At 65.7% G+C, this 20042-nt stretch carries 16 protein-coding genes; 10 read left to right on the forward strand and 6 right to left on the reverse strand.

All coding sequences use genetic code 11. The annotated features are described in order from the left end of the window. Window positions 1-4: 4 nt before the first annotated feature. The 5 genes from GRB80_RS07030 to GRB80_RS07050 form a co-directional block, all read right to left on the reverse strand. On the reverse strand, window positions 5-553 hold the full coding sequence (locus GRB80_RS07030) for a DUF1850 domain-containing protein (protein ID WP_374708634.1): 549 nt from the start codon (window positions 551-553) through the stop codon (window positions 5-7). Further along, window positions 522-1484 carry a TAXI family TRAP transporter solute-binding subunit gene (locus GRB80_RS07035; protein WP_132042077.1) on the reverse strand — a complete coding sequence of 321 codons (963 nt, stop codon included), beginning with the start codon at window positions 1482-1484 and terminating at the stop codon, window positions 522-524. Before GRB80_RS07035 ends, GRB80_RS07030 begins: the two co-directional genes overlap by 32 nt. Window positions 1485-1640: 156 nt before the next feature. Beyond that, window positions 1641-2837 (reverse strand): L-2-hydroxyglutarate oxidase, encoded by a 1197-nt coding sequence (gene lhgO / locus GRB80_RS07040; protein WP_161423045.1) that lies wholly within the window; start codon window positions 2835-2837, stop codon window positions 1641-1643. Between the two features lie 101 nt (window positions 2838-2938). Further along, entirely contained in the window at window positions 2939-3919 is a 981-nt protein-coding gene (gene glaH / locus GRB80_RS07045) for a glutarate dioxygenase GlaH (RefSeq protein ID WP_161423046.1), read from the reverse strand. A 324-nt stretch (window positions 3920-4243) separates the two neighbouring features. Continuing rightward, window positions 4244-5686, reverse strand: a complete 1443-nt coding sequence (locus GRB80_RS07050; protein ID WP_161423047.1) for an APC family permease — start codon at window positions 5684-5686, stop codon at window positions 4244-4246. A 225-nt stretch (window positions 5687-5911) separates the two neighbouring features. On the opposite strand from GRB80_RS07050, the gene GRB80_RS07055 reads away from it, so the two are divergent. The 7 genes from GRB80_RS07055 (at window position 5912) to GRB80_RS07085 (ending at window position 14614) form a co-directional block, all read left to right on the forward strand. After that, complete coding sequence (locus tag GRB80_RS07055; protein ID WP_132042074.1) at window positions 5912-6190, forward strand: XRE family transcriptional regulator; 279 nt, start codon at window positions 5912-5914, stop codon at window positions 6188-6190. A 253-nt stretch (window positions 6191-6443) separates the two neighbouring features. Continuing rightward, entirely contained in the window at window positions 6444-7220 is a 777-nt protein-coding gene (gene dsrO / locus GRB80_RS07060) for a sulfate reduction electron transfer complex DsrMKJOP subunit DsrO (RefSeq protein WP_161423048.1), read from the forward strand. Further along, a complete protein-coding gene (nrfD, locus tag GRB80_RS07065) occupies window positions 7204-8385 on the forward strand; it encodes an NrfD/PsrC family molybdoenzyme membrane anchor subunit (protein WP_161423049.1) in 1182 nt (393 codons plus the stop codon). The genes dsrO and nrfD overlap by 17 nt, the downstream gene beginning before the upstream one ends. Then, entirely contained in the window at window positions 8378-11470 is a 3093-nt protein-coding gene (locus GRB80_RS07070; RefSeq protein ID WP_161423050.1) for a molybdopterin dinucleotide binding domain-containing protein, read from the forward strand. The genes nrfD and GRB80_RS07070 overlap by 8 nt, the downstream gene beginning before the upstream one ends. A gap of 134 nt (window positions 11471-11604) precedes the next feature. Beyond that, window positions 11605-12471, forward strand: a complete 867-nt coding sequence (locus GRB80_RS07075; RefSeq protein WP_161423051.1) for a putative selenate ABC transporter substrate-binding protein — start codon at window positions 11605-11607, stop codon at window positions 12469-12471. Continuing rightward, complete coding sequence (locus tag GRB80_RS07080) at window positions 12471-13124, forward strand: ATP-binding cassette domain-containing protein (protein ID WP_161423052.1); 654 nt, start codon at window positions 12471-12473, stop codon at window positions 13122-13124. The genes GRB80_RS07075 and GRB80_RS07080 overlap by 1 nt, the downstream gene beginning before the upstream one ends. Window positions 13125-13126: 2 nt before the next feature. Beyond that, window positions 13127-14614, forward strand: coding sequence for a PhnE/PtxC family ABC transporter permease (locus GRB80_RS07085; RefSeq protein ID WP_161423053.1), 1488 nt, complete (start codon window positions 13127-13129; stop codon window positions 14612-14614). Between the two features lie 12 nt (window positions 14615-14626). Here GRB80_RS07085 and ilvD read toward each other — a convergent pair whose 3' ends face one another. Beyond that, window positions 14627-16312: a dihydroxy-acid dehydratase gene (gene ilvD / locus GRB80_RS07090; protein ID WP_161423054.1), complete on the reverse strand. Its 1686-nt coding sequence runs from the start codon at window positions 16310-16312 to the stop codon at window positions 14627-14629. A 158-nt stretch (window positions 16313-16470) separates the two neighbouring features. Here ilvD and GRB80_RS07095 point away from each other — a divergent pair, with 158 nt between their 5' ends. From GRB80_RS07095 to GRB80_RS07105, 3 genes are read left to right on the forward strand one after another with little or no spacing between them, the layout of a single operon-like run. Next, a complete protein-coding gene (locus GRB80_RS07095) occupies window positions 16471-16938 on the forward strand; it encodes an Lrp/AsnC family transcriptional regulator (protein WP_202597180.1) in 468 nt (155 codons plus the stop codon). Beyond that, entirely contained in the window at window positions 16868-18586 is a 1719-nt protein-coding gene (locus GRB80_RS07100; protein ID WP_202597181.1) for an aminotransferase class V-fold PLP-dependent enzyme, read from the forward strand. The genes GRB80_RS07095 and GRB80_RS07100 overlap by 71 nt, the downstream gene beginning before the upstream one ends. Further along, window positions 18583-20037 (forward strand): NAD(P)-binding domain-containing protein, encoded by a 1455-nt coding sequence (locus GRB80_RS07105; protein WP_161423055.1) that lies wholly within the window; start codon window positions 18583-18585, stop codon window positions 20035-20037. Before GRB80_RS07100 ends, GRB80_RS07105 begins: the two co-directional genes overlap by 4 nt. Window positions 20038-20042 lie beyond the last annotated feature (5 nt).

The following is a 20042-nucleotide window of genomic DNA, read 5'->3' on the forward strand; positions in this document are numbered from 1 at the left end:
TTTCTCAGGGTGTTGGATCGCCAGCGGGAGTGACCAGGCGCACGGTAACGCGGTGGTCGGCGGCCAGCTGGCTCAGACTGATGCGTTGCCCATCCACCACCAGGCGGTGATCGACGGCGAGACTCCCCACCCGCAGGCGGTAGGCATTGCCCGGCACCGGTTCGTCGAGATCCTCGATCCAGTACCCCCCTTCGCCGTCCGATACCTGGCGACCACGGCCGGGGATATGATCGAGCCCGGCGGCAAAGTCCGGCAGGTGGCTGCGCTCGAGCACCATGCGTCCATCACGATGGCGATAGCAGTCGAGGACCGGGAACCCCTCTACCGAGTGGTTCCACTCCAGGCACCAGTCCTCGCCCTCGGGCATGGGCAGCGACACCAGGGTGGCCCCCTGCTCGCCGCTTACCTCCAGGCGGGCCGGCTCCTGACCCACCGCCGGGCTGGCCAGAAACAGGCCTGCACACAGCAGCAGGGCGGGCCTGGCGGCCCGCCCTGCAGTCAGATGCCAGTCACGCACCGCCTCAGGGACGCTGGTGGTCGGCGATCTCGGCACCAACTTCCTCGTAGTAGCGCAGAGCGCCCGGATGGAAGGCGATGGGGGTGGAGTTGACACTGAACTCCACGGTGGTGTCGTTGGCCGCCGGGTGGACCTCGATCAGCTCATCGGTACGCTCGAAGAGCATCCTGGTGATCTGGTAGGCGAGCTCCTCGTCCATCTCGCTGCTCACCGCCAGCACGTTGGGGATACCAATGGTCTGCACGCCCTCTTCCATGCCCTCATAGAGGCCGGCACGCAGCTCGTAGGGAGCGAACACCGAGACACTCTCGCGAGCATTGGCCACCTCCTCGTCGGAGAGGCCGACCAGGCGGACATCCCGGGTGGTGGCCAGGTTCATGATCGAGCTGGTGGGCGGTCCCACGCTCCAGAAGCCGGCGGCGATATCACCGTCACGGATGGCATCGGCCGTCTCGTTGAAGTTGAGGCGGCGCGGATCGAAATCCTCGTAGCTGATGCCGTTGGCCTCGAGCAGCGCCCTGGCGTTGAGCTCGGTGCCACTGCCCGGCGCCCCTACCGACACCGTCTTGCCCTTCAGGTCGGCAAGGCTCTCGACACCGGAGTCGGCCAGGGTCACCAGCTGAACGGCGTTGGGGTAGACCGATGCCAGCGCACGGATGTTCTCGAGCTGGCGGCCCTCGAAGTCGCCGGTGCCGCTGTAGGCCTGGTGAACGGTGTCGGCCAGGGCCAGGGCGAGGTCCGAGTCACCGCGCCACACCAGCCCCATGTTCTCCACCGAGGCCCCCGTCACTTCGGCGACGGCCTCGTAACCCTCGAGATGCTTGCCGATCATCTCGGCAAGGCCACCCCCCAGTGGGTAGTAGGTGCCGCCGGTACCACCGGTGGCGATGGAGAGCTGCTGCTGGGCAGCCGCCAACGGAGCCGTCGCGATCAGCGAGGCGACAGCGGCATACTTCAAGGCTTTCATGGCATTCCTCCGGTCCTGCAACCAGGTTGTCTTGTAGTCGTTTCCGACGCCTGAACAGCGTACGGCCCCCAAGCTAGCACGGACCCAGCGTGAGAACCTATCGGCGCAAATTCTACGTTTCAGAGGAATTTCGGCAATGCCACGATGGTCTGGGGCTCACCCCTCAACCATCGTCTTCACCTGGTCGACGATATGACTGCCGATGGGGAGCGCCGAGGTCGCGGCTGGCGACGGTGCATTGCCCACGTTGAGGGTACGCCGGGTGTTCACGAACAGGAAGTCGTCCACCAGCTTGCCGTCTCGGGATACCGCCTGGGCGCGCACGCCCGCCGGATAGGGCTCGAGATCCTCGACCGTCAGCTCCGGACAGTACTTGCGCACCAGCTCGAGATAGCCGCGCTTGTGCAGGGAGTTCTTCATCTCGACAAGGCCCGGGCGCAGGTTCTTGCCCAGCACCTTGAGGATCCCCGGATTGGTGAACATCTGTGCCAGGTCGCGAGGCGAGATATCACGACGACGATAGCCCTCGCGCTTGAACGCCAGCACCGCATTGGGGCCCACCGTCACGCTGCCGTCGATCATGCGGGTCAGATGCACCCCGAGAAACGGCATGGAGGGGTCGGGGATCGGGTAGATCAGGTGATTGACGATGCGGTTGTGCTTCTCCGGCAGCCGATAGTATTCGCCGCGAAAGGGGCAGATGGTGAAGCCCGGGTCCTGGCCCAGCATGCGGACCACTCGATCGGCCATCAGCCCCGAGCAGGTGACGAGATAACGCCCGGTGAACTCACCGGCCGAGCTGGCGACCACCACCTCCCGGGAGCGCTCCTCCAGGCCGGTGACCTCGGCGTTGTAGCGGATCTCGCCGCCCATCCGCTCGAACTCGGCGGCCATCGCGCGCGTCACCTCGGCATAGTCGACGATGCCGCTGGAGGGCACGAAGATTCCGCCCAGCCCGGTGATATTGGGCTCACGCTCGGCCAGCGCCTCGGCGGAGAGCCACTCCCGCTCAAGACCGTTGGCGGCGGTACGCTCCCATAGCGCCTCCATGCGCTGCATCTCGAGGTCGCTGGTTGCCACCAACAGCTTCCCGCAGGTGTCGTAGGCGATGCCGTGCTCGTCACAGAACGCCCTGGTGGCGCGATTTCCCTCGAGACAGAAGCGCGCCTTGAGGCTGCCCGGGGTGTAATAGACCCCGGCATGAATCACGCCGCTGTTATGGCCGGTCTGATGCCGTGCCGGTCCCGCCTCCTTCTCCAGCAACAGCATCCTGCGGTCGGGATACGCCTGCTTGAGTTGCATGGCGGTGGACATGCCCAGGATGCCACCGCCGATGATGATAAAGTCGTGCATGCCGTTCTCGCTCCAGCAGTCAGTCTCGTTCCAGCAATAGAATAGCCACGCCGTTTCCACGGCGTGGCCTCGTCAGGGTAACCCGTTGATCCCGGACACGCTTACACCTGGCGCGGATCGCGCAGGGTCTTGGCGTGGGTAAAGTAACCGCGCTGGCGCATCAGCTCGCGACGCAGGTCCGGATGCGGCTTGAAGCGATCGCGACCATGCAGCCAGAAGTGGTTGTTGATCAGCAGGAAGCTGCCCACCGGATTGGGCACCGAGAGAATGCCCGGGCTGTTCTCCAGGGAGTCGGAGAGGTCGGTCAGCCAGTTGCCCTCCTCGAAGTCCCTGGGCTGCACGAACTGGTCGATATAGGACATGACCGGGCGACCTTCGCGGTCGACATCGAACACCGGGTGGAAGACGTCACGGGCCACGTTCTTGCTGGGTGGCGCCGTCCAGCGCATGGGGCGATGAGCCAGCGGGTGAGCAAAGAACCGCTCCAGCTCCTCCCAGTCGTCCAGGTGCAGCAGCAGGGAGTTGCCGCCCTCCATGTTCTGCTCGTCGATCTTCATCATCAGCACATAGTCGGTGTCCTGCTCGACGAAGGTGCCGTCATTGTGCAGCTCCATCACGCGATGCGGCTGGCGCAGGTAGCTGTCGGAGTTGTCGACGTTCTTGACCACGAAGCGCGCATAGTACTGCCCGCTCATGGCATCGAAGTTGGAACGTCCCATCAGGTGAGCCACGGCGGTGGCCAGCTTGACCATGTCATCGGCCTGCTCGACATCATCCAGACCTTCCGGCACCACCTGGAAGCCACCGGTGTCACGATCCACCAGGGTGTTGATCAGCACCGGCTGCAGGGTGTTGTCGCACAGGTCATCGAGAATCCTGGCGACCCGAAACCGCAGCATCGACTTGTACTCCAGCGCCTGCACCGGCCACTCGCTGACCGCCGCGAGGAAGGCCTCGACCACCTCGCGGGAAATGGTCAGCTGCAGCAGACGCGGGGACTGGGCAGAAGGTGCCAGGGTAAAGCCGCGGATATCGGCGGGCAGAGGCATGGCGATTTGGGGAAGCTGGCTCAGCACGGTCATGTCAGGGACTCCAGGGGATATCGGATTGCCCAGACAAAATATCGATACTTTTCAATATCGTCAACTGTATTTGTTTTTATAATTTTTATTGAGGCGCGCCTGCTCGATCGTACGCTGTGACTTTCCCTGCCGATATCCGCCCCATGACACACAAGCAGGGCACACCAACAGGGCACACCAACAGGGCACACCAACAGGGCACACCAACAGGGCACACCAACAGGGCACACCAACAGGGCACGCAAGCGGAACACACACGACATCGCCCCGCCACGGGGCCGAGGCGAAAAACAGACTTCAAAGGCCTACTCGTGCAGGAGGGCGTCAACGTCCCGAGTAGGGGTCACCGCCGGCCAGCTCACGCTGCATCATCCTGTCGCTGTAGGCGACACCGTAGCGGACACGGGACCAGGCATAGAGGGCCAGGCCAAGCAGCATCCAGCCGGCGAAGAGCATCCACTCGACGGCCGACAGTGCCGAGGGGCTGCCCGGCAGATACATGGCGGAAAGCCCGAGGGAGAGCAGTACCGCCAGGGCCCCGACCAGCTTGCCGTGGCGTACCTTGAAGGGGCGCTCCATGTCGGGCTCGCGACGGCGCAGCACGACGAAGGAGAGCGAGACGAACAGATAGGCAATCACGATCCCGAGGCCGCCAGCCACCACCAGCCATACCAGTGCCGGACGGCCCAGGAAGGGTGCGATCGCCGAGAGCACCCCCATCACCAGGATGGCGTTGGTGGGCGTGCGATAGCGCGGATGCAGCTTGCCGAGCCAGGCCGGCAGCATGCCGGAGTGCGCCAGGGCGTAGATGGCACGCGAACCGCCGATATAGAAGGCATTCCAGCTGGTGATGATCCCCGCGATACCCGCCAGGATCATGAGATTGCCCGCCCAGGGCGCCTGAAAGACCGCCTGCATGGCGTCCGGTACCGCCAGCGAGCTCTCGCCCAGCGCCTCGGGGTCGAGCATCAGGGAGGTGCCAAGAATGATGAAGGCATACCAGAACACCGCCAGGATCACCGAAATCATCAGCACTCGACCGATCTCGCGAAACGGCAGGTTGATCTCCTCGGCGGCCTGGGGAATCACGTCGAAGCCGACGAACATGAACGGCACCATGATGATCACCGTCATGATGCCGCCCATCACGCCCTGCTCGACGCTGAACAGCGGCTGCATGGTATCGCTGCTGCCCTGGAACAGGGCCCCGGTAATGAACATCACGCCTACTGCCAGGATCAACAGGGTCACCACCTTCTGGACCAGTGCCGCGGTGCGCACGCCGACATAGTTGATCCACATCATCAGCAGCGAGCCGATGACACCGACCGCCACCCAGGTGGCCTTCACTTCCCAGCCGGCGATGGTCCACAGGTGCCCTACCGCGTAGCCGGGAAACAGGTGCTCCACCACGGTGGGTAGCGCCACGGCCTCGAAGGAGACCACGCTGACATAGCCCAGGGTGATCGCCCAGGTGCACAGGAAGGAGGCGAAGTGGCCAAGGGCGCGATAACTATAGACGTGCTCGCCACCGACCTGGGGCATCGCCGAGGCCAGCTCGGCGTAGGTCAGGCCCACCAGCACGATGATCAACCCGCCCAGCAGGAAGGCGGTGATCGCCCCCAGGCTGCCGGCCGACTGGATCCAGCTGCCGGTCAGCACGATCCAACCCCAGCCGATCATGGCCCCGAAGGCCAGGGCGAGAACGTCCTTGCGAGCCAGCACACGCGAGAGCTGGCCCTGAGAGGTCTCGACATCTTGAGTCATGGGGATCCTCGAAAATTATCGTTTTAAGGAAAAAATTCTGTTTTGAATTAACGTCGACAAAATAGAGAAGCCCACGGCTCACAGCAATAGTCGTGCCACATACCTGGGGTAGACATTCGTCGACAGTTCCCCACTACCCCCCACCAAAGCCGTAGGCAATCGCCACTGGAAAAAACGGCAACGAGTCGCCATAGTGTCTCTGTCGCAACCGCCTAATGGAGCATCATGAGCACGGCACGACAGTCCCGACCCGCGGAACTCCTGGACCCTCCGCGAAGCAGCCCTGACCTCGATGTCAGGGACCTGGAACAACGTACACGCCTCATGCGCATCGTGACCCGGCTGATCGCCGTGTCAGACCTCGGCAGCCGCGAGATCGCACGCCGCGCCGGGCTACCGATGCAGAAAATCAGCGACCTCCTGGCGGGGAAGCTGGAGCACCTCTCGATCGATGAGCTACGCCTCGTCCACCGCACGGTGGCTGAGCAGGGGGCTACCCACTGACGACGCGATCGATGACCCTCCCCCGAACAGCGAACGCCCTGCCCTGAGCAGGGCGTTTTTTATGGCTGGCATTTCAAAATAAAGTCTATATCTATCAATATTTTAATGAATCATTAAGCCAAAATTAATCGCCTGCTAATAAAACCTTGACCGACATCAAGCGCCTCGACCTTGGTCGCCGGTAGCCTAGTGGTATCAGCCTTCCCCTTGTTCATACGGAAGCTCCCGCTCACCACAGGCTGCCGGAGGCGCCATGGACCCCATACGCCGCACCCTTCTCGGCCAACTGGCCCGCTTGAGTGCGGGGGCCGCTCTGATCCCGCTCGCAGGCGTCGCCAACGCCGGCATCAACGACCAGCCACCGCGGCGCGAAGGCGACCCCACCAAGCGCTACGGCATGCTGATTGATCTGCGCCAGTGCATCGGCTGCCAGGCCTGTACCGTGTCGTGCCATATCGAGAATGCCGCTCCACTGGGCAACTTCCGCACCGTGGTGTCGCAGTTCGAAGTGGAGGAGCAAGGCAGCGGAGAGGTAGCGACCTTCATGCTGCCCCGCCTCTGCAACCATTGCGAGAACCCGCCCTGCGTGCCGGTCTGCCCGGTGCAGGCCACCTACCAGCGCCAGGACGGCATCGTGGTGGTCGACAGCGACCGCTGCGTCGGTTGCGCCTACTGCGTCAACGCCTGCCCCTACGACGCCCGCTTCATCAACGAGCAGACCCAGACCGCCGACAAGTGCACCTTCTGCGCCCACCGCCTGGAAGCCGGCCTGCTGCCGGCCTGCGTGGAGTCCTGCGTGGGCGGCGCGCGGATCATCGGCGACATGCGAGACCCCGACAGCGAAATCAGCCGCCTGATCGAGAAGCACCGCGAGCAGCTGATGGTGCTGCAACCGGAAAGGAACACCCTGCCGCAGGTTTTCTACCTGGGCATGGACGAGCGCTTCACCACTCGCCCCCAGGCCGAGGCGGGCATCTGGGATGTGCTGGGAATGGATGGCAAGGAGGTGGGCTATGAGTTTGGTCACTGAAGTCGTCGTGCCGCGCTACGGCATCGCCTGGTATCCCTGGGCGGTCCAGTATTTCTTCCTGATCGCCCTCTCCTACTCGACGCTATGGCTGGCCGCCCCGGGGCTGATCCTGGGCAAGCAGGCGTGGATGACCACCGCACGCATCGCGCTGCTGGCCTGTGTCTCCACCACCCTGGTGGCCCCCGTTGCCCTGCTGGCCGATCTGCACCAGCCGCTGCGCTTCTGGCACTTCTACGCCCACCCGACACCCTGGTCGTGGATGTCGCTCGGCAGTTTCCTGCTGCCGATATATCTTGGTGCCGTGGTGCTGCTGGCCTGGCTGGCCTGGCGTCCTGCCCTCAAGGCACGCAGCCACCAGAACGATGGCTGGTTCTCCCGCGTGGCAGGATGGCTGGCCTGGGGCGAGTGGCAGGCGCCGCGTGCGGTGCTCGCACTCGTCGGCGCAGGAGCACTGGTCGCCTCGCTGGGTATCATGCTCTACACCGGGTTCGAGGTGGCCATCGTCAAGGGGCGTCCGCTGTGGAACACCAACTGGCTGCCGCCGATGTTCGTCGCCACCGGCGTGATCGGCGGCTGTGGCCTGATTCTGGTGCTCAACCGCATCACATCCATCCGTCATCCTGACACCAACCGCCAGATGCTTGCCATCCTGGTCGGCGCCTGCGTGGTCACCGGTTTCATCGCCCTGACCTGGTTCCTCGACGGCGTCAACGCCGTCTCGGGTTCGGTGGCCGCCGCGCTGGATTCGGTCAGCCAGAGCGCCGCCTGGCGCAGCACCGCCATCGAAGGCGGCATCGCCGGTGGACTGCTGGCCACCCTGGCCTTCGTCATGCGCCGCTCACCGGCGCGCCGCAAGGCCATGGGCTGGATTCTCGGCCTGCTGGCCCTGCACGTCGCCTGGATGTTCCGCTGGGTGGTGCTGATGAACGTCCAGACCGTGGCCCGCAACAGCGCCGGCTTCCACGACTATCACGTCGCCTTCGGCTCCTACGGCCTGCTCGGCATCATTGGCATCTTCGGCCTGTGGCTGACTGCCGTAATGCTGATCGACCTGTTCGTGCCCTGGCGCGAGGCCTCCAGCGATCCGCAGGCAGAGCCTGTCGCCACCGCGCCCGAGGCCACTTCCATCTCCGCATCATTTGAAGGAGCCCCCAGCCATGGATAAGTCACGTCGTCGCCTGCTCAAGGGTGCCGTCGCCGCCGGCGGCGCGGCCACCTTCGCCGCCGGCTACTCCGGCCCGCTGGCCAAGATGGCCAAGGGGGTGACCGGCAGCGCCGGCGAGAAGCCGGATCATCACATCTACGGCAACGCCCTGGCGCCGGAGTACCGGGTCGACCTGGAAAGCGGTGAACTGACGCTGAACCCCGATCAGCGCACCGCCTTCACCGTCTGCTACGGCTGCACCACCAAGTGTGGCGTGCGGGTGCGTCTCGACAACGAGAGCGACGAGGTACTGCGTACCATCGGCAACCCCTATCACCCGCTCTCCTCCGACCCGCACCTGCCGATGCACACCCCGGTGGTTGATGCGCTGAAGAGCGTCAGCGCCTATCAGGAGCAGGGCCTGGCCGGACGCTCGACCGCCTGCGCCCGGGGCAACGCCATGATTGCCCAGATGACCGGCCCCCACCGAGTCACCGACTGCCTCAAGCGGGTCGGCGGCCGTGGCGAGCGGCGCTGGGAGCGCATTTCCTTCGAGCGCCTGATCGAGGAGGTCTGCGAGGGGGGTGATCTGTTCAGTGAGGGCCACGTTGACGGCCTGCGTGCCATCCACAACCATGACGAGCTGATCGACCCGGACAACCCCGAATACGGCCCCAGGGCCAATCAGCTGCTGATGATGGAGGCCACCGACTACGGCCGCTCGGCGCTGCTCAAGCGCTTCGCCTTCAACGCCTTCGGCACCCGCAACTACGGCCATCACGGCTCCTACTGCGGCCTGGCGTTTCGCATGGGCTCCGGCGCACTGATGGACGACCTGGCCAAGAACGCGCACGTCAAGCCGGACTACACCAACGCCAGGTTTGCCCTGTTCATCGGCACCGCCCCCAGCCAGGCGGGCAATCCCTTCAAGCGCCAGGGCCGGCTGCTGGCCGAGGCGCGCGCCACCGGCAGCCTGGACTATATCGTCATCGACCCGGGCCTCAACGCGGCGGCATCACACGCCGCCGGCGAGCGCAGCCGCTGGGTGCCGATTCGTCCGGCCAGTGACACCGCCTTCGCCATGGCCATGATCCAGTGGCTGATCGAGCATGAGGCCTACGCCGCCGACTATCTGGCCATCCCCAGCCCTCAGGCCGCCGAAGCGGCCGACGAGAGCGGCCATACCAACGCCACTCACCTGGTGATCGAGACCGACGGCCATCCGCGCCAGGGTCACTTCCTGCGCCTCTCCGACCTGGGCCGGGCCGAGGCCGACAGCGATGTCGACGACCTGCTGGTGGTGGACGCCGACGGCGAGCTCAGGCCCAGCGCCGAGGTGCGGAGGGCGATGCTGTTCGTCGAGCGTGACATCGAGGGCCCGGATGGCACTCTCCGGGTCAAGAGCAGCCTGACCAAGCTGCGCGAAGCGGCCAACGAGTACACTCTGGAGGAGTACGCCGAACATTGCGGCATTGATGCCCGCCTCATTCAGCGTATCGCCGAGCGCTTCGCCGCCTACGGCCGTGACGCCGTGGTCGACACTCACGGCGGCATGATGAATGCCACCGGCTTCTACGGCGCCTACGGCATCATGATGCTCAATCTGCTGGCGGGCAGCTTCAACCGTCAGGGCGGCGCCGCCCTGGGCGGTGGCAAGTTCAACGGCACCGGCAGCGGCCCGCGCTATGACCTGTCGGACTTTCCCGGCAAGCGCGGCCCCCGGGGCGTGTTCGTGTCGCGCAGCCGCTTTGCCTACGAGAGCACCTCGGAATACAAGCGCAAGGTGGCAGCCGGCGAGAACCCCTATCCGGCCAAGGCACCGTGGCGCTCGCTGGCACCGCCCATTCTCACCGAGCAGCTTTCCTCGGCGCTGGATGGCTACCCCTACAGGATCAAGGCGGTGATCGGCTGCATGGCCAACCCCCTCTACGGTCAGGCCGGTCTCGAGAGCACCATCGGAGAAAAGCTCAAGGATCCTCGCAACCTGGGGCTTTACGTGGCCATCGACGGTTTCATCAACGAGACCAACCGCTATGCCGACTACATCGTGCCGGATTCGGTGATGTACGAGGTATGGGGGTTCACCGGCGCCTGGAGCGGCACCCTGACCAGGATGACCACCGCCTGCTGGCCCATCGTCGAGCCGCGTCAGCAGAAGACCGCGGAGGGTGAGCCGGTCAGCATGGAGAGTTTCTTCATCGCCACGGCCAAGCGGCTGGGACTGCCCGGTTTCGGCGACGAAGCCATTCCCGGCGCCGACGGCAAGCTGTATCCGCTCAACCGCGCCGAGGACTTCTTCCTGCGCGCGGCGGCCAATATTGCCTACCAGGGCGAACCGCTGCCCGCGGCGAGCGACAGCGATATTCGGCATGGCGGCATCGAGCCGCTGCTCGGCAAGCTCGAGCGCACCCTGCCGGAAAACGAACGCGGCCCGGTGGCCTATCTCTACGCCCGGGGCGGACGTTTCGAGGAGCACAGCGCCGCCTACAAGGGTAACAAGAAGCTTGGCCACGCCTGGTCACGGCCGCTGTGTGTCTACAACCCCAGGGTGGGTACCGCCATCAACAGCCAGACCGGCAAGCGCCTGGCCGGCACCCCCCGCTTCCAGAAGGCCGAGATGGCCGACGGGCGCCTGATGCGCGAGGTCTACCCCGAGGAGGAGTGGCCGCTGCTGGCGTTCTCCTACAAGTCCAACGTCATGAATTCCTACGCCATCGGCCTGGAGCGCCTGCGCATGATCAAGCCCTACAACCCGGTGCTGCTGCATACCGAGGACGCGGCTCGTCACGGTATCCAGCATGGCGATACGGTGCGCATCGAAAGTCCCGGCGGCACCCTGACCGCCCTCGCGCTGGTCAGCGACGGCGTGATGAAGGGAGCCCTGGGCATCGAGCACAGCTACGGCCACACCGAGCTGGGCGCCAGCCAGCACCTCATCGACGGTGAAGCCTTCTCCGGCAATGAGTGGGTCGGCGCCGGCGTCAACATCAACGACCTGGGCTTCGCCGACCCGACTCGCCAGGTCGCCGGCACCTGGCTCGAGGGCGTCAGCGGTGCCTCCGTGCGTCAGGGCCTGCCGATTCGGGTTTCCCGTATCGAGGCCTGAGGAACGGCGCTTCACCCTTTCCGAGAGTGAAGCGCCGTCCCATCCTCTCGACCCGATAGCCGGGCGCACCAACATCGGACGCCCGGTGTTTTTTGGTATCATGGCGACGGACCATTTCCGACCGGGATCCCCCCATGCTCCGACGCCTCGCTCTCGTGCTGCCCGTGGCTCTGCCACTGCTGTTTGTCACCTCGCTTGCCGCTGCTGCCCCCTTCGTGTTCACCGCCATTCCCGACGAGGACGAGACACGCCTGCAGCAGCGCTTCCAGAAGATCGCCGACTATCTCGCCGACGAGCTGGAGGTCGAGGTCCGCTTCGTGCCGGTGAAGTCCTATGCCGCGGCGGTCACCGCCTTTCGCAACGACCAGGTGCAACTGGCCTGGTTCGGCGGCCTCTCCGGCGTCCAGGCCCGCGAGCGCGTGCCCGGTTCCCGAGCCCTGGCCCAGGGCGTCGAGGACGCCGAGTTCCGGACCTACTTCATCGCCCACGAGAGCACCGGCCTGGAAGAGGGCGCGGGGCTGGTCGAGGCCATGCGCGACATGACCTTCACCTTCGGCGCCAAGGTCTCCACCTCCGGTCGCCTGATGCCCGAACACTACCTGCGCGAGGCCTTCGGCGAGGCACCCGAGGAGGTCTTCTCCCGGGTCGGCTTCAGCGGCAACCACAGCCGCACCGCCTCGCTGGTCGCCTCCGGCGCCTACCAGCTGGGGGCCCTCAACTACACCGTGTGGGAGAACGAGCTCGACGCCGGCAATATCGATACCGACAGCGTCAGGGTGGTATGGGAGACCCCGGCCTATCCCGACTACCAGTGGACGATCCGTGGCGACGTCGACGAGCGCTTCGGCGAGGGTTTCGCCGATCGCGTCCAGCAGGCGCTGCTCGGCATGGATGACCCCGCCCTGCTGGAGAGCTTCCCGCGTTCCGGCTTTATCCCGGTGGACAATGACGACTACGAGATCATCCGCCAGGTCGGTCAGCGCCTCGACATCCTCGATTGATGACCTCGCTGGCTCTCACGGATGTGGTGGCCGATTACGGCGGGGAGCGCGTGATCGGCCCGCTCGATCTGACACTTGCCCGCGGCGAAAGAGTCGCCCTGGTGGGCAGGAGCGGCGCCGGCAAGTCGACACTGCTCGGCGTCATGCAGCAGCGCTGGCGCCATCACGGTGCCGCCCTGATGCCCCAGCAGCTGGGCCTGGTGCCCTCGCTGAGCGTGTTCCACAACGTCTATATGGGCGGGCTCGCCCGGCATCCCACCTGGTACAACCTGGTCACCCTGGCGCGCCCCTTCCGCCGTGATATCGACGCCATCATGCCATTGCTCGAACGCTTCGATATCGCCGACAAGTGCTGGGCCGCGGCCGGCGAGCTGTCCGGCGGCCAGAGCCAGCGCGTCGCGGCCGCCCGCGCGATCCACCAGCGGGGCGATCTGCTGCTGGCCGACGAGCCGATATCGGCGCTCGACGGCCCGCTGGCCGAGCGGGTGCTGACCGCCCTGGGCGAGGCCTACCCCACCTCGGTGATGGCCCTGCACGACGTGGAGCTGGCCCTGCGCTTTACCGACCGCGTGGTGGGCATTGCCGATGGCAGGATCGCCCTGGACGAGGCCAGCCACCGACTCAAGGCTCAGGATCTGCTGGTGATCTACTGACCATGTGGCAATCGAAAACCGTACGCACCAGCCTGGCTCTGGTGGTGCTGGCCATCGCCTGCCTCGCCCTGGCCGACCTCCAGATCAGCGCCCACGACCCCTGGGCGGAGCTGGGCCGCCTGATGCGAGGGCTGATCCATCCGGACTTCACGGCGGTGGACTTTCTCGGCACGGCGGTCGTGCGCACCCTGGCCTTCGCCTTCGTCGGAGTGGGGGCAGGCGCCGCGGCAGGCCTGCTGCTGGCGCTGCTGTTTCAGCATCGCGCGGTACGTACCACCTGCGCCTTTGTCCGCGCCATTCACGAGCTGTTCTGGGCGCTGATCTTCCTGCAGTTCTTCGGCCTGCACCCACTGGCCGGGGTGCTCGCCATCGCCATCCCCTATGCCGGCATCTTCGCCAAGGTGTATGCCGAGATTCTCGACGAGAGCGACCCCCAGCCGTCGAAGGTGATTCCCCACGGCAGCGGCATGGTCTCGGCTCTCCTCTACACCCGTTTCAGCCAGGCACTGCCCCACCTGGTGACCTACACCGCCTACCGGCTGGAGTGCGGCCTGCGCTCAAGCGCCGTGCTGGGCTTCGTGGGCATGCCCACCCTGGGTTTCTACCTCGAATCCTCGTTCGCCCAGGGGCACTACACCACGGTGGGTGCGCTGCTGCTGCTGTTCTATGGGCTGATCGGCACCCTCAGGCTCTGGGTCCGACCGCGCCTGCTGCCGCTCTACCTGCTGGCCGCCCCCTTCCTGCTCGGCGACGGCCTGCCGATTCGCTGGCAGAGCGTCTCGCGTTTCTTCACCGAGGACATCGTTCCCGAGCCACTGCGCCAGGGCGACGGGGTCGCCGGGCTCGTTCCCTGGCTGGGGAACCTGCTGGTCGATGAGGCGCTGCCGGGCATCTGGAACACCCTGCTGCTGACCCAGATCGCCCTGGTGGCGACCGGGCTGCTGGCGCTCATGCTCTATCCGCTGGTCTCGCAGCACTTCACGGGACGCCACGCCAGCGGCCGGGTACGCGGTGCGCTGGGTCACGGCGTGCTGGTGGTCCTGCGCTCGACCCCGGAATACCTGCTGGCCTTTATCCTGCTGCAGCTGTGGGGCCCGTCGATGCTGCCGGCGGTGGTGGCGCTGGCGATCCACAACGGCGGCATCATCGGCCACCTGGTGGGCCAGCGCAGCAACGCGATCGCCCTGCGCGCCGACGCTCCCCACGGCATCGAGCGCTATGCCTTCGAGCTGACGCCGCGGCTCTACGGCCCCTTCCTGGCCCTGCTGTTCTACCGCTGGGAGATCATCATGCGCGAGACCGCCATCCTCGGCATCCTCGGCATCGCCACCCTGGGCTTCCATGTCGACAGCGCCATCCAGGAGATCCGCTTCGACCGGGCGATGATCCTGATCCTGATCACCGCCCTGCTCAATATCGGTGTGGATATCCTGGCTCGCCGCCTACGCAACCGGCTACGCCTGCGGCATACCGCCAGCTGCGAGCCCTGACGCCGACCGACGCTACTCAGGGAGGTCGGTCAGCGCCCCGGTGCTCGCCGAGCTGACCAGCCGGGCGTACTTGGCCAGCACCCCACGGGTGTAGCGCGGGGCCGGCTGTTGCCAGGCGGCGCGGCGGCGCTCCAGCTCCTCGACGGTGAGGGCGACGTCGATGGTGTCGGCCTCGGCATCGATGGTGATCCGGTCGCCATCTTCCACCAGGGCCAGGGGACCACCGTCGAACGCCTCGGGGGTCACATGGCCCACCACGAAGCCATGGCTGCCGCCGGAGAAGCGCCCGTCGGTGATCAGCGCCACCTCGCTGCCGAGCCCCCGGCCCATGATCGCCGAGGTGGGAGTGAGCATCTCGCGCATGCCGGGGCCGCCTCGCGGCCCCTCGTAGCGGATCACCACCACGTCGCCCGCCACCACGCTGCCATCGTTGATGCCCTTCTGGGCCTCCTCCTCGGAGTTGAACACCCGCGCCGTGCCGGCGAAGCGCGTGCCCTCCTTGCCGGTGATCTTGGCCACCGCCCCTTCCGGCGCCAGGTTACCGTGCAGGATACGCAGATGACTCTCCGCCTTGATGGGTGCATCCAGCGCCGCGATGATCTGCTGGTCCTGTGGGTAGGGGGTCACATCGGCGAGGTTCTCGGCCAGGGTCCTGCCGGTCACCGTCAGACAATCGCCGTGCAGCAGGCCGGCATCGAGCAGCATCTTCATCAGCGGCTGGATGCCACCGATCGCCACCAGTTCGCTCATCATGTAGTGGCCACTGGGGCGCAGGTCGGCCACCACCGGCACGCGCTTGCCGATCTCGGTGAAGTCGGCAAGTGACAGCTCGACGCCGATGGTGCGCGCCATGGCGGTCAGGTGCAGCACCGCGTTGGTGGAACCGCCCAGGGCGATCACCACGCTGATGGCGTTCTCGAAGGCCTGGCGGGTCATGATGTCCGAGGGCTTGAGGTCGCGCTCGAGCAGCTCGAGCACCGCGGCACCGGCCGCCTCGCAATCCTCGCGCTTGTCGTTGGAGACGGCGTTCTGAGCCGAGCTGCCCGGCAGGCTCATGCCCAGCGCCTCGATGGCCGATGCCATGGTGTTGGCGGTATACATGCCGCCGCAGGAACCGGGGCCGGGAATGGCGGTCTCCTCGATCTGCTTGAGCTCGATCAGATCGATATCGCCACGACTGTGAGCGCCCATGGCCTCGAACACCGAGACGATATCGGTGTGGTTCTTGCCGGGCTGGATGGTACCGCCGTAGACGAACACGCTGGGACGATCGAGGCGCGCCAGGCCCATCAGACAGCCGGGCATGTTCTTGTCGCAGCCACCGATGGCCACCAGGCCATCGAAGCCCTCGCAGCCGGCCACCGTCTCGATGGAGTCGGCGATCACCTCCCGCGACACCATCGAATACTTCATGCCCTCGGTACCGTTGGCGATGCCGTCGGAGATGGTGATGGTGTTGAAGATCACCCCCTTGCCGCCGGCGCTGTCCGCCCCGTCGCTGGCGTGACGCGCCAGCTCGTCGATATGGCTGTTGCAGGGGGTGAGGTTGCTCCAGGTCGAGGCGACTCCCACCTGGGGCTTCGCGAAGTCCTCGTCCTGAAAGCCGACCGCCCGCAACATGGCCCGGCTGGCCGCCTTGCCGGGGCCATCCACCACCTGGGCGGAGTGGCGGCGAAGATCTTTGGGGTTATCGGACATGGCGGGCCTCCTGGGCATGCAAACTTGGACAGCTCACTAGAGTGGACCGTGAAGCCAGCGGCTGTCCATGGCGACGTGTCGGCAATATCGTCACTTGACGTCACGGCCCTCATTGGATGGAATAAAATTCTTACAAACAGCACAAAAGAGAAATAAAAATGCCAATTGACAGCTTCGACTCCAAAATACTTGATCAACTTCAGCGCGATGCTAGCTTATCCGTTGCGAAAATCGCAGATCGCATCGGCCTGTCGCCGACCCCCTGCTGGCGGCGAATCCAGCGCCTGGAAAAGGAAGGCTTCATCGAGCGGCGTGTCGCGGTACTCAACCCCGAGAAGCTGGACCTCGGATTGACCGTGTTCGTGATGATCAAGACCGACAAGCACAATCAGGCCTGGCTGGACCGCTTTCAGGCGGCCACCCAGGCGCTCGATGAGATCATCGAGGTCAATCGCCTGGCCGGCGAGTACGACTACCTGCTCAAGGTCATCACCCGTGACAACCAGTCCTTCGATGCCTTCTACAAGCGACTCATTTCAAGAATCGAGCTGAGCAATGTCACATCCTGTTTCTCCATGGAACACGTCAAGCGCACCCACGCCCTCCCTCTCCCCTCGGGCCAGTGAGTGGGTCGAGCGCATTCGCAACGACATCATCGGCGAGGGGCGAGCCATTCCCGGCCCCTTCGGGCTGCGCCCGCTGGTCTACACCGACTACACCGCCTCGGGCCGTGCCCTGCACATGATCGAGCGGGCCATTCAGGAGACGGTGCTACCCGACTACGGCAACACCCATACCGAGACCTCCTACACCGGCATGCGCACCACCCGGCTGCGCGAGGCGGCCCGCCAGGCCGTGCGCGAGGGAGTGGGGGCCGGCCCAGAGCATGCGGTCATCTTCGCCGGTGCCGGCGCCACCGCGGCCATCGACCGCTTCTCGCGCATTCTCGACCTCCCTGGCCTGCACCGGCCTGCCAAGGCGGCACGCCCGGTGATCTTCATCGGCCCCTTCGAGCACCACTCCAACGATCTGGCCTGGCGCGAGGCGGATGCCGACCTGGTACGCATCCCCCTGGATGCCGACGGCCTGCCCGACCTGGCCGCACTGGAGCACGCGCTGCAGGCCCATGCCGAGCGGCCTCTGAAGGTGGCGGCCTTCTCCGCGGCCTCCAACGTCACCGGCGTGCTGGCCGACGTACGCCAACTGGCCGCGCTGGTCCACCGCCACGGCGGCATCCTGGCCTGTGACTATGCCGCCGCGGGCCCCTATGTGCCGATCGACATGGCACAGAGTGCCCCCGGGGCCAACGATCATCTCGATGCCATCTTCCTGTCGCCCCACAAGTTCATCGGCGGCCCCGGCACCTCCGGAGTGCTGGTCATCGATCGTGCCCTGTGCCGCAACACCGTACCCGGCGTGGCCGGCGGCGGCACCGTCTCCTATGTGACCGAAGGCGAACATCACTACGTCAGCGACCCCGAGCGACGCGAGGAGGGGGGCACCCCTGGCATCGTCGAAAATATCCGCACCGGACTGGTCTTCACGCTCAAGCAGCAGGTGGGTGCTACACACATCGCCGAGCTCGAGACGGCACTGACCCGACAGGCCATGGAGCGCTGGTCGAGGCTCGACAACCTGCACCTCCTGGGGCCCCAGCACACGCCGCGTCTGGGCATCCTCTCATTCAACCTCTCGGCCGGGCCGCGGATGCTGCACCACAATCTGGTGGTGGCACTGCTCAACGACCTGTTCGGTATCCAGGCTCGCGGTGGCTGCTCCTGCGCCGGCCCCTATGCTCACGCCCTGCTGAACATCGACGACACCCAGGCCCGGCAGCATGCCGAATTAGTCCATAAGGGAAAAAGCTTATTCCGTCCAGGCTGGGTAAGGCTCGGTTTTAATTACTTCTTTAACAGTGAGACGGCTTGCTATATTATCGACGCGGTCGAATTTATCGCCCGTCATGCCGCCGTGCTGATGCGGCTCTATCGTGTCGACGTGCAGAGTGGTACCTGGCGTGCTCGCCAGGCACAGGTGCCAGGCGAAACGCCCTCGCTGAGCGCTCTGTTGAGCCCCGTTGCCCCCCACCCTGAAACGACTCCGCCGGACTTCGCCGAGTGCTTCGCACAGGCCCGGGCGCTGGTCGAGCACGCCCGCACGTCAGTCATCGAGCCGCCAACGAGCCCCTGCGCCGAAGAGGAAGCGCTGCGCTGGTTCTGGTGGCCGCACGAGTCCAACGAGGCCGCTTCCGCCCAAGACGAGATGATCCCATGACCCAGACGCCGTCCTTCGCCACCGCCGGCCTCGACCAGCTCAATGCCCGGGTACGCCACGACCTGGCGTGTCTCAACCTGCCCGCCGCCAACTGGGTGCCCTCCCGGCACACCGCCAGTGGCAGGCACGTCCACGATGTGGTGATCATCGGTGGCGGGCAGTGCGGCATGGTGGCCGCCTTTGCCCTGCTCTCCGGCGGCATCCGCAACATTCGCATCCTTGATCGCAGTCCCGCGGGCCATGAAGGGCCCTGGCTGGACTATGCACGCATGGAGACGCTGCGCTCCCCCAAGACGCTGCCCGGCCCCAGCTACGGCATGGGTTCGTTGACGTTTCGTGCCTGGTACGAGGCGCAGTTCGGCAGCGACGCCTGGGAGACGCTGGACAAGATCCCGCGCCCGATGTGGATGGACTATCTGCGCTGGTATCGCCAGGTGCTCGACCTACCCATCGATAACGAGGTAACGGTGGAGCATGTGCGTCCCGAGGGCGACCTGCTGCAGCTGGAGCTCTCCGGCCGCAACGCCCCCGACGAGCCACTGCTCACCCGCAAGCTGATCATGGCAACCGGCCGGGAAGGCACCGGCGGCCCCAAGATCCCGACCTTCGTCGACCCGCTGCCACGCCACGTCTGGGCCCACTCCGCCGACGAGATCGACTTCGCCACCCTGGCCGACAAGCGAGTGGTGGTGGTCGGCGTCGGCGCCTCGGCGGTGGACAACGCCGCCGAGGCGCTCGAGCACGGTGCCCGGGAGGTCCGCCATCTGATTCGCCGGCCGGCGATGCCGACCGTCAACAAGATGATGGGCATCGGCTCGTTCGGCTTCACCCATGGCTACGCCGACCTGCCCGACGCGTGGCGCTGGCGCTTCATGCACTACTCCTTCGTCACCCAGACGCCGCCGCCCCGCGGCTCGACCCTGCGCGTCAGCCGCCACTCCAACGCTCACTTTCATTTCAATGCCGGCGTCACCGCCACGCGCATGGAGGGCGACGAGATCGTCATCGAGACCTCCCAGGGCAAGGCGCTGCGCTGCGACTTCCTGATCCTGGGTACCGGTTTCGAGATCGACCCCATGGCGCGCACCGAGCTGGCCGGCTATGCCGATCGCATCCTGCTGTGGAAGGATCGCTACCGTCCGCCCGCGGAACTCGAGCACGCCGAGCTGGGCAACTTCCCCTACGTGGGTCGCGACTTCGCCTTCCAGGAACGCGAACCCGGCACGGCTCCCTGGCTCAAGAACATTCACTGCTTCAACTACGGCGCCTCGCTGAGCATGGGCAAGGTGAGCGGTGATATCCCCGGCATCAGCGAGGGCGCCAGCTGGCTGGCCAGCGCCATCGCCGCCCAGCTCTATCGGGAGGATATCGAGACCCATTGGCAGACCCTGCAGGCCTACGACACCCCCGAGCTGCTCGGCGACGAGTGGCAGCCCGAACCGTTGCCCTGACGCCG

The sequence above is a fragment of the Halomonas icarae genome, assembly GCF_009901955.1.
In the GTDB taxonomy this organism is placed as follows: domain Bacteria; phylum Pseudomonadota; class Gammaproteobacteria; order Pseudomonadales; family Halomonadaceae; genus Halomonas; species Halomonas icarae.

What these genes read in the sequence shown, in the direction of transcription:
- GRB80_RS07035 (WP_132042077.1), bottom strand. Translation starts at nt 1,484, where the DNA reads ATGAAAGCCTTGAAGTATGCCGCTGTCGCCTCGCTGATCGCGACGGCT.
- lhgO (WP_161423045.1), bottom strand. Translation starts at nt 2,837, where the DNA reads ATGCACGACTTTATCATCATCGGCGGTGGCATCCTGGGCATGTCCACC.
- glaH (WP_161423046.1), bottom strand. Translation starts at nt 3,919, where the DNA reads ATGACCGTGCTGAGCCAGCTTCCCCAAATCGCCATGCCTCTGCCCGCC.
- GRB80_RS07050 (WP_161423047.1), bottom strand. Translation starts at nt 5,686, where the DNA reads ATGACTCAAGATGTCGAGACCTCTCAGGGCCAGCTCTCGCGTGTGCTG.
- GRB80_RS07055 (WP_132042074.1), top strand. Translation starts at nt 5,912, where the DNA reads ATGAGCACGGCACGACAGTCCCGACCCGCGGAACTCCTGGACCCTCCG.
- dsrO (WP_161423048.1), top strand. Translation starts at nt 6,444, where the DNA reads ATGGACCCCATACGCCGCACCCTTCTCGGCCAACTGGCCCGCTTGAGT.
- nrfD (WP_161423049.1), top strand. Translation starts at nt 7,204, where the DNA reads ATGAGTTTGGTCACTGAAGTCGTCGTGCCGCGCTACGGCATCGCCTGG.
- GRB80_RS07070 (WP_161423050.1), top strand. Translation starts at nt 8,378, where the DNA reads ATGGATAAGTCACGTCGTCGCCTGCTCAAGGGTGCCGTCGCCGCCGGC.
- GRB80_RS07075 (WP_161423051.1), top strand. Translation starts at nt 11,605, where the DNA reads ATGCTCCGACGCCTCGCTCTCGTGCTGCCCGTGGCTCTGCCACTGCTG.
- GRB80_RS07080 (WP_161423052.1), top strand. Translation starts at nt 12,471, where the DNA reads ATGACCTCGCTGGCTCTCACGGATGTGGTGGCCGATTACGGCGGGGAG.
- GRB80_RS07085 (WP_161423053.1), top strand. Translation starts at nt 13,127, where the DNA reads ATGTGGCAATCGAAAACCGTACGCACCAGCCTGGCTCTGGTGGTGCTG.
- ilvD (WP_161423054.1), bottom strand. Translation starts at nt 16,312, where the DNA reads ATGTCCGATAACCCCAAAGATCTTCGCCGCCACTCCGCCCAGGTGGTG.
- GRB80_RS07095 (WP_202597180.1), top strand. Translation starts at nt 16,471, where the DNA reads ATGCCAATTGACAGCTTCGACTCCAAAATACTTGATCAACTTCAGCGC.
- GRB80_RS07100 (WP_202597181.1), top strand. Translation starts at nt 16,868, where the DNA reads ATGTCACATCCTGTTTCTCCATGGAACACGTCAAGCGCACCCACGCCC.
- GRB80_RS07105 (WP_161423055.1), top strand. Translation starts at nt 18,583, where the DNA reads ATGACCCAGACGCCGTCCTTCGCCACCGCCGGCCTCGACCAGCTCAAT.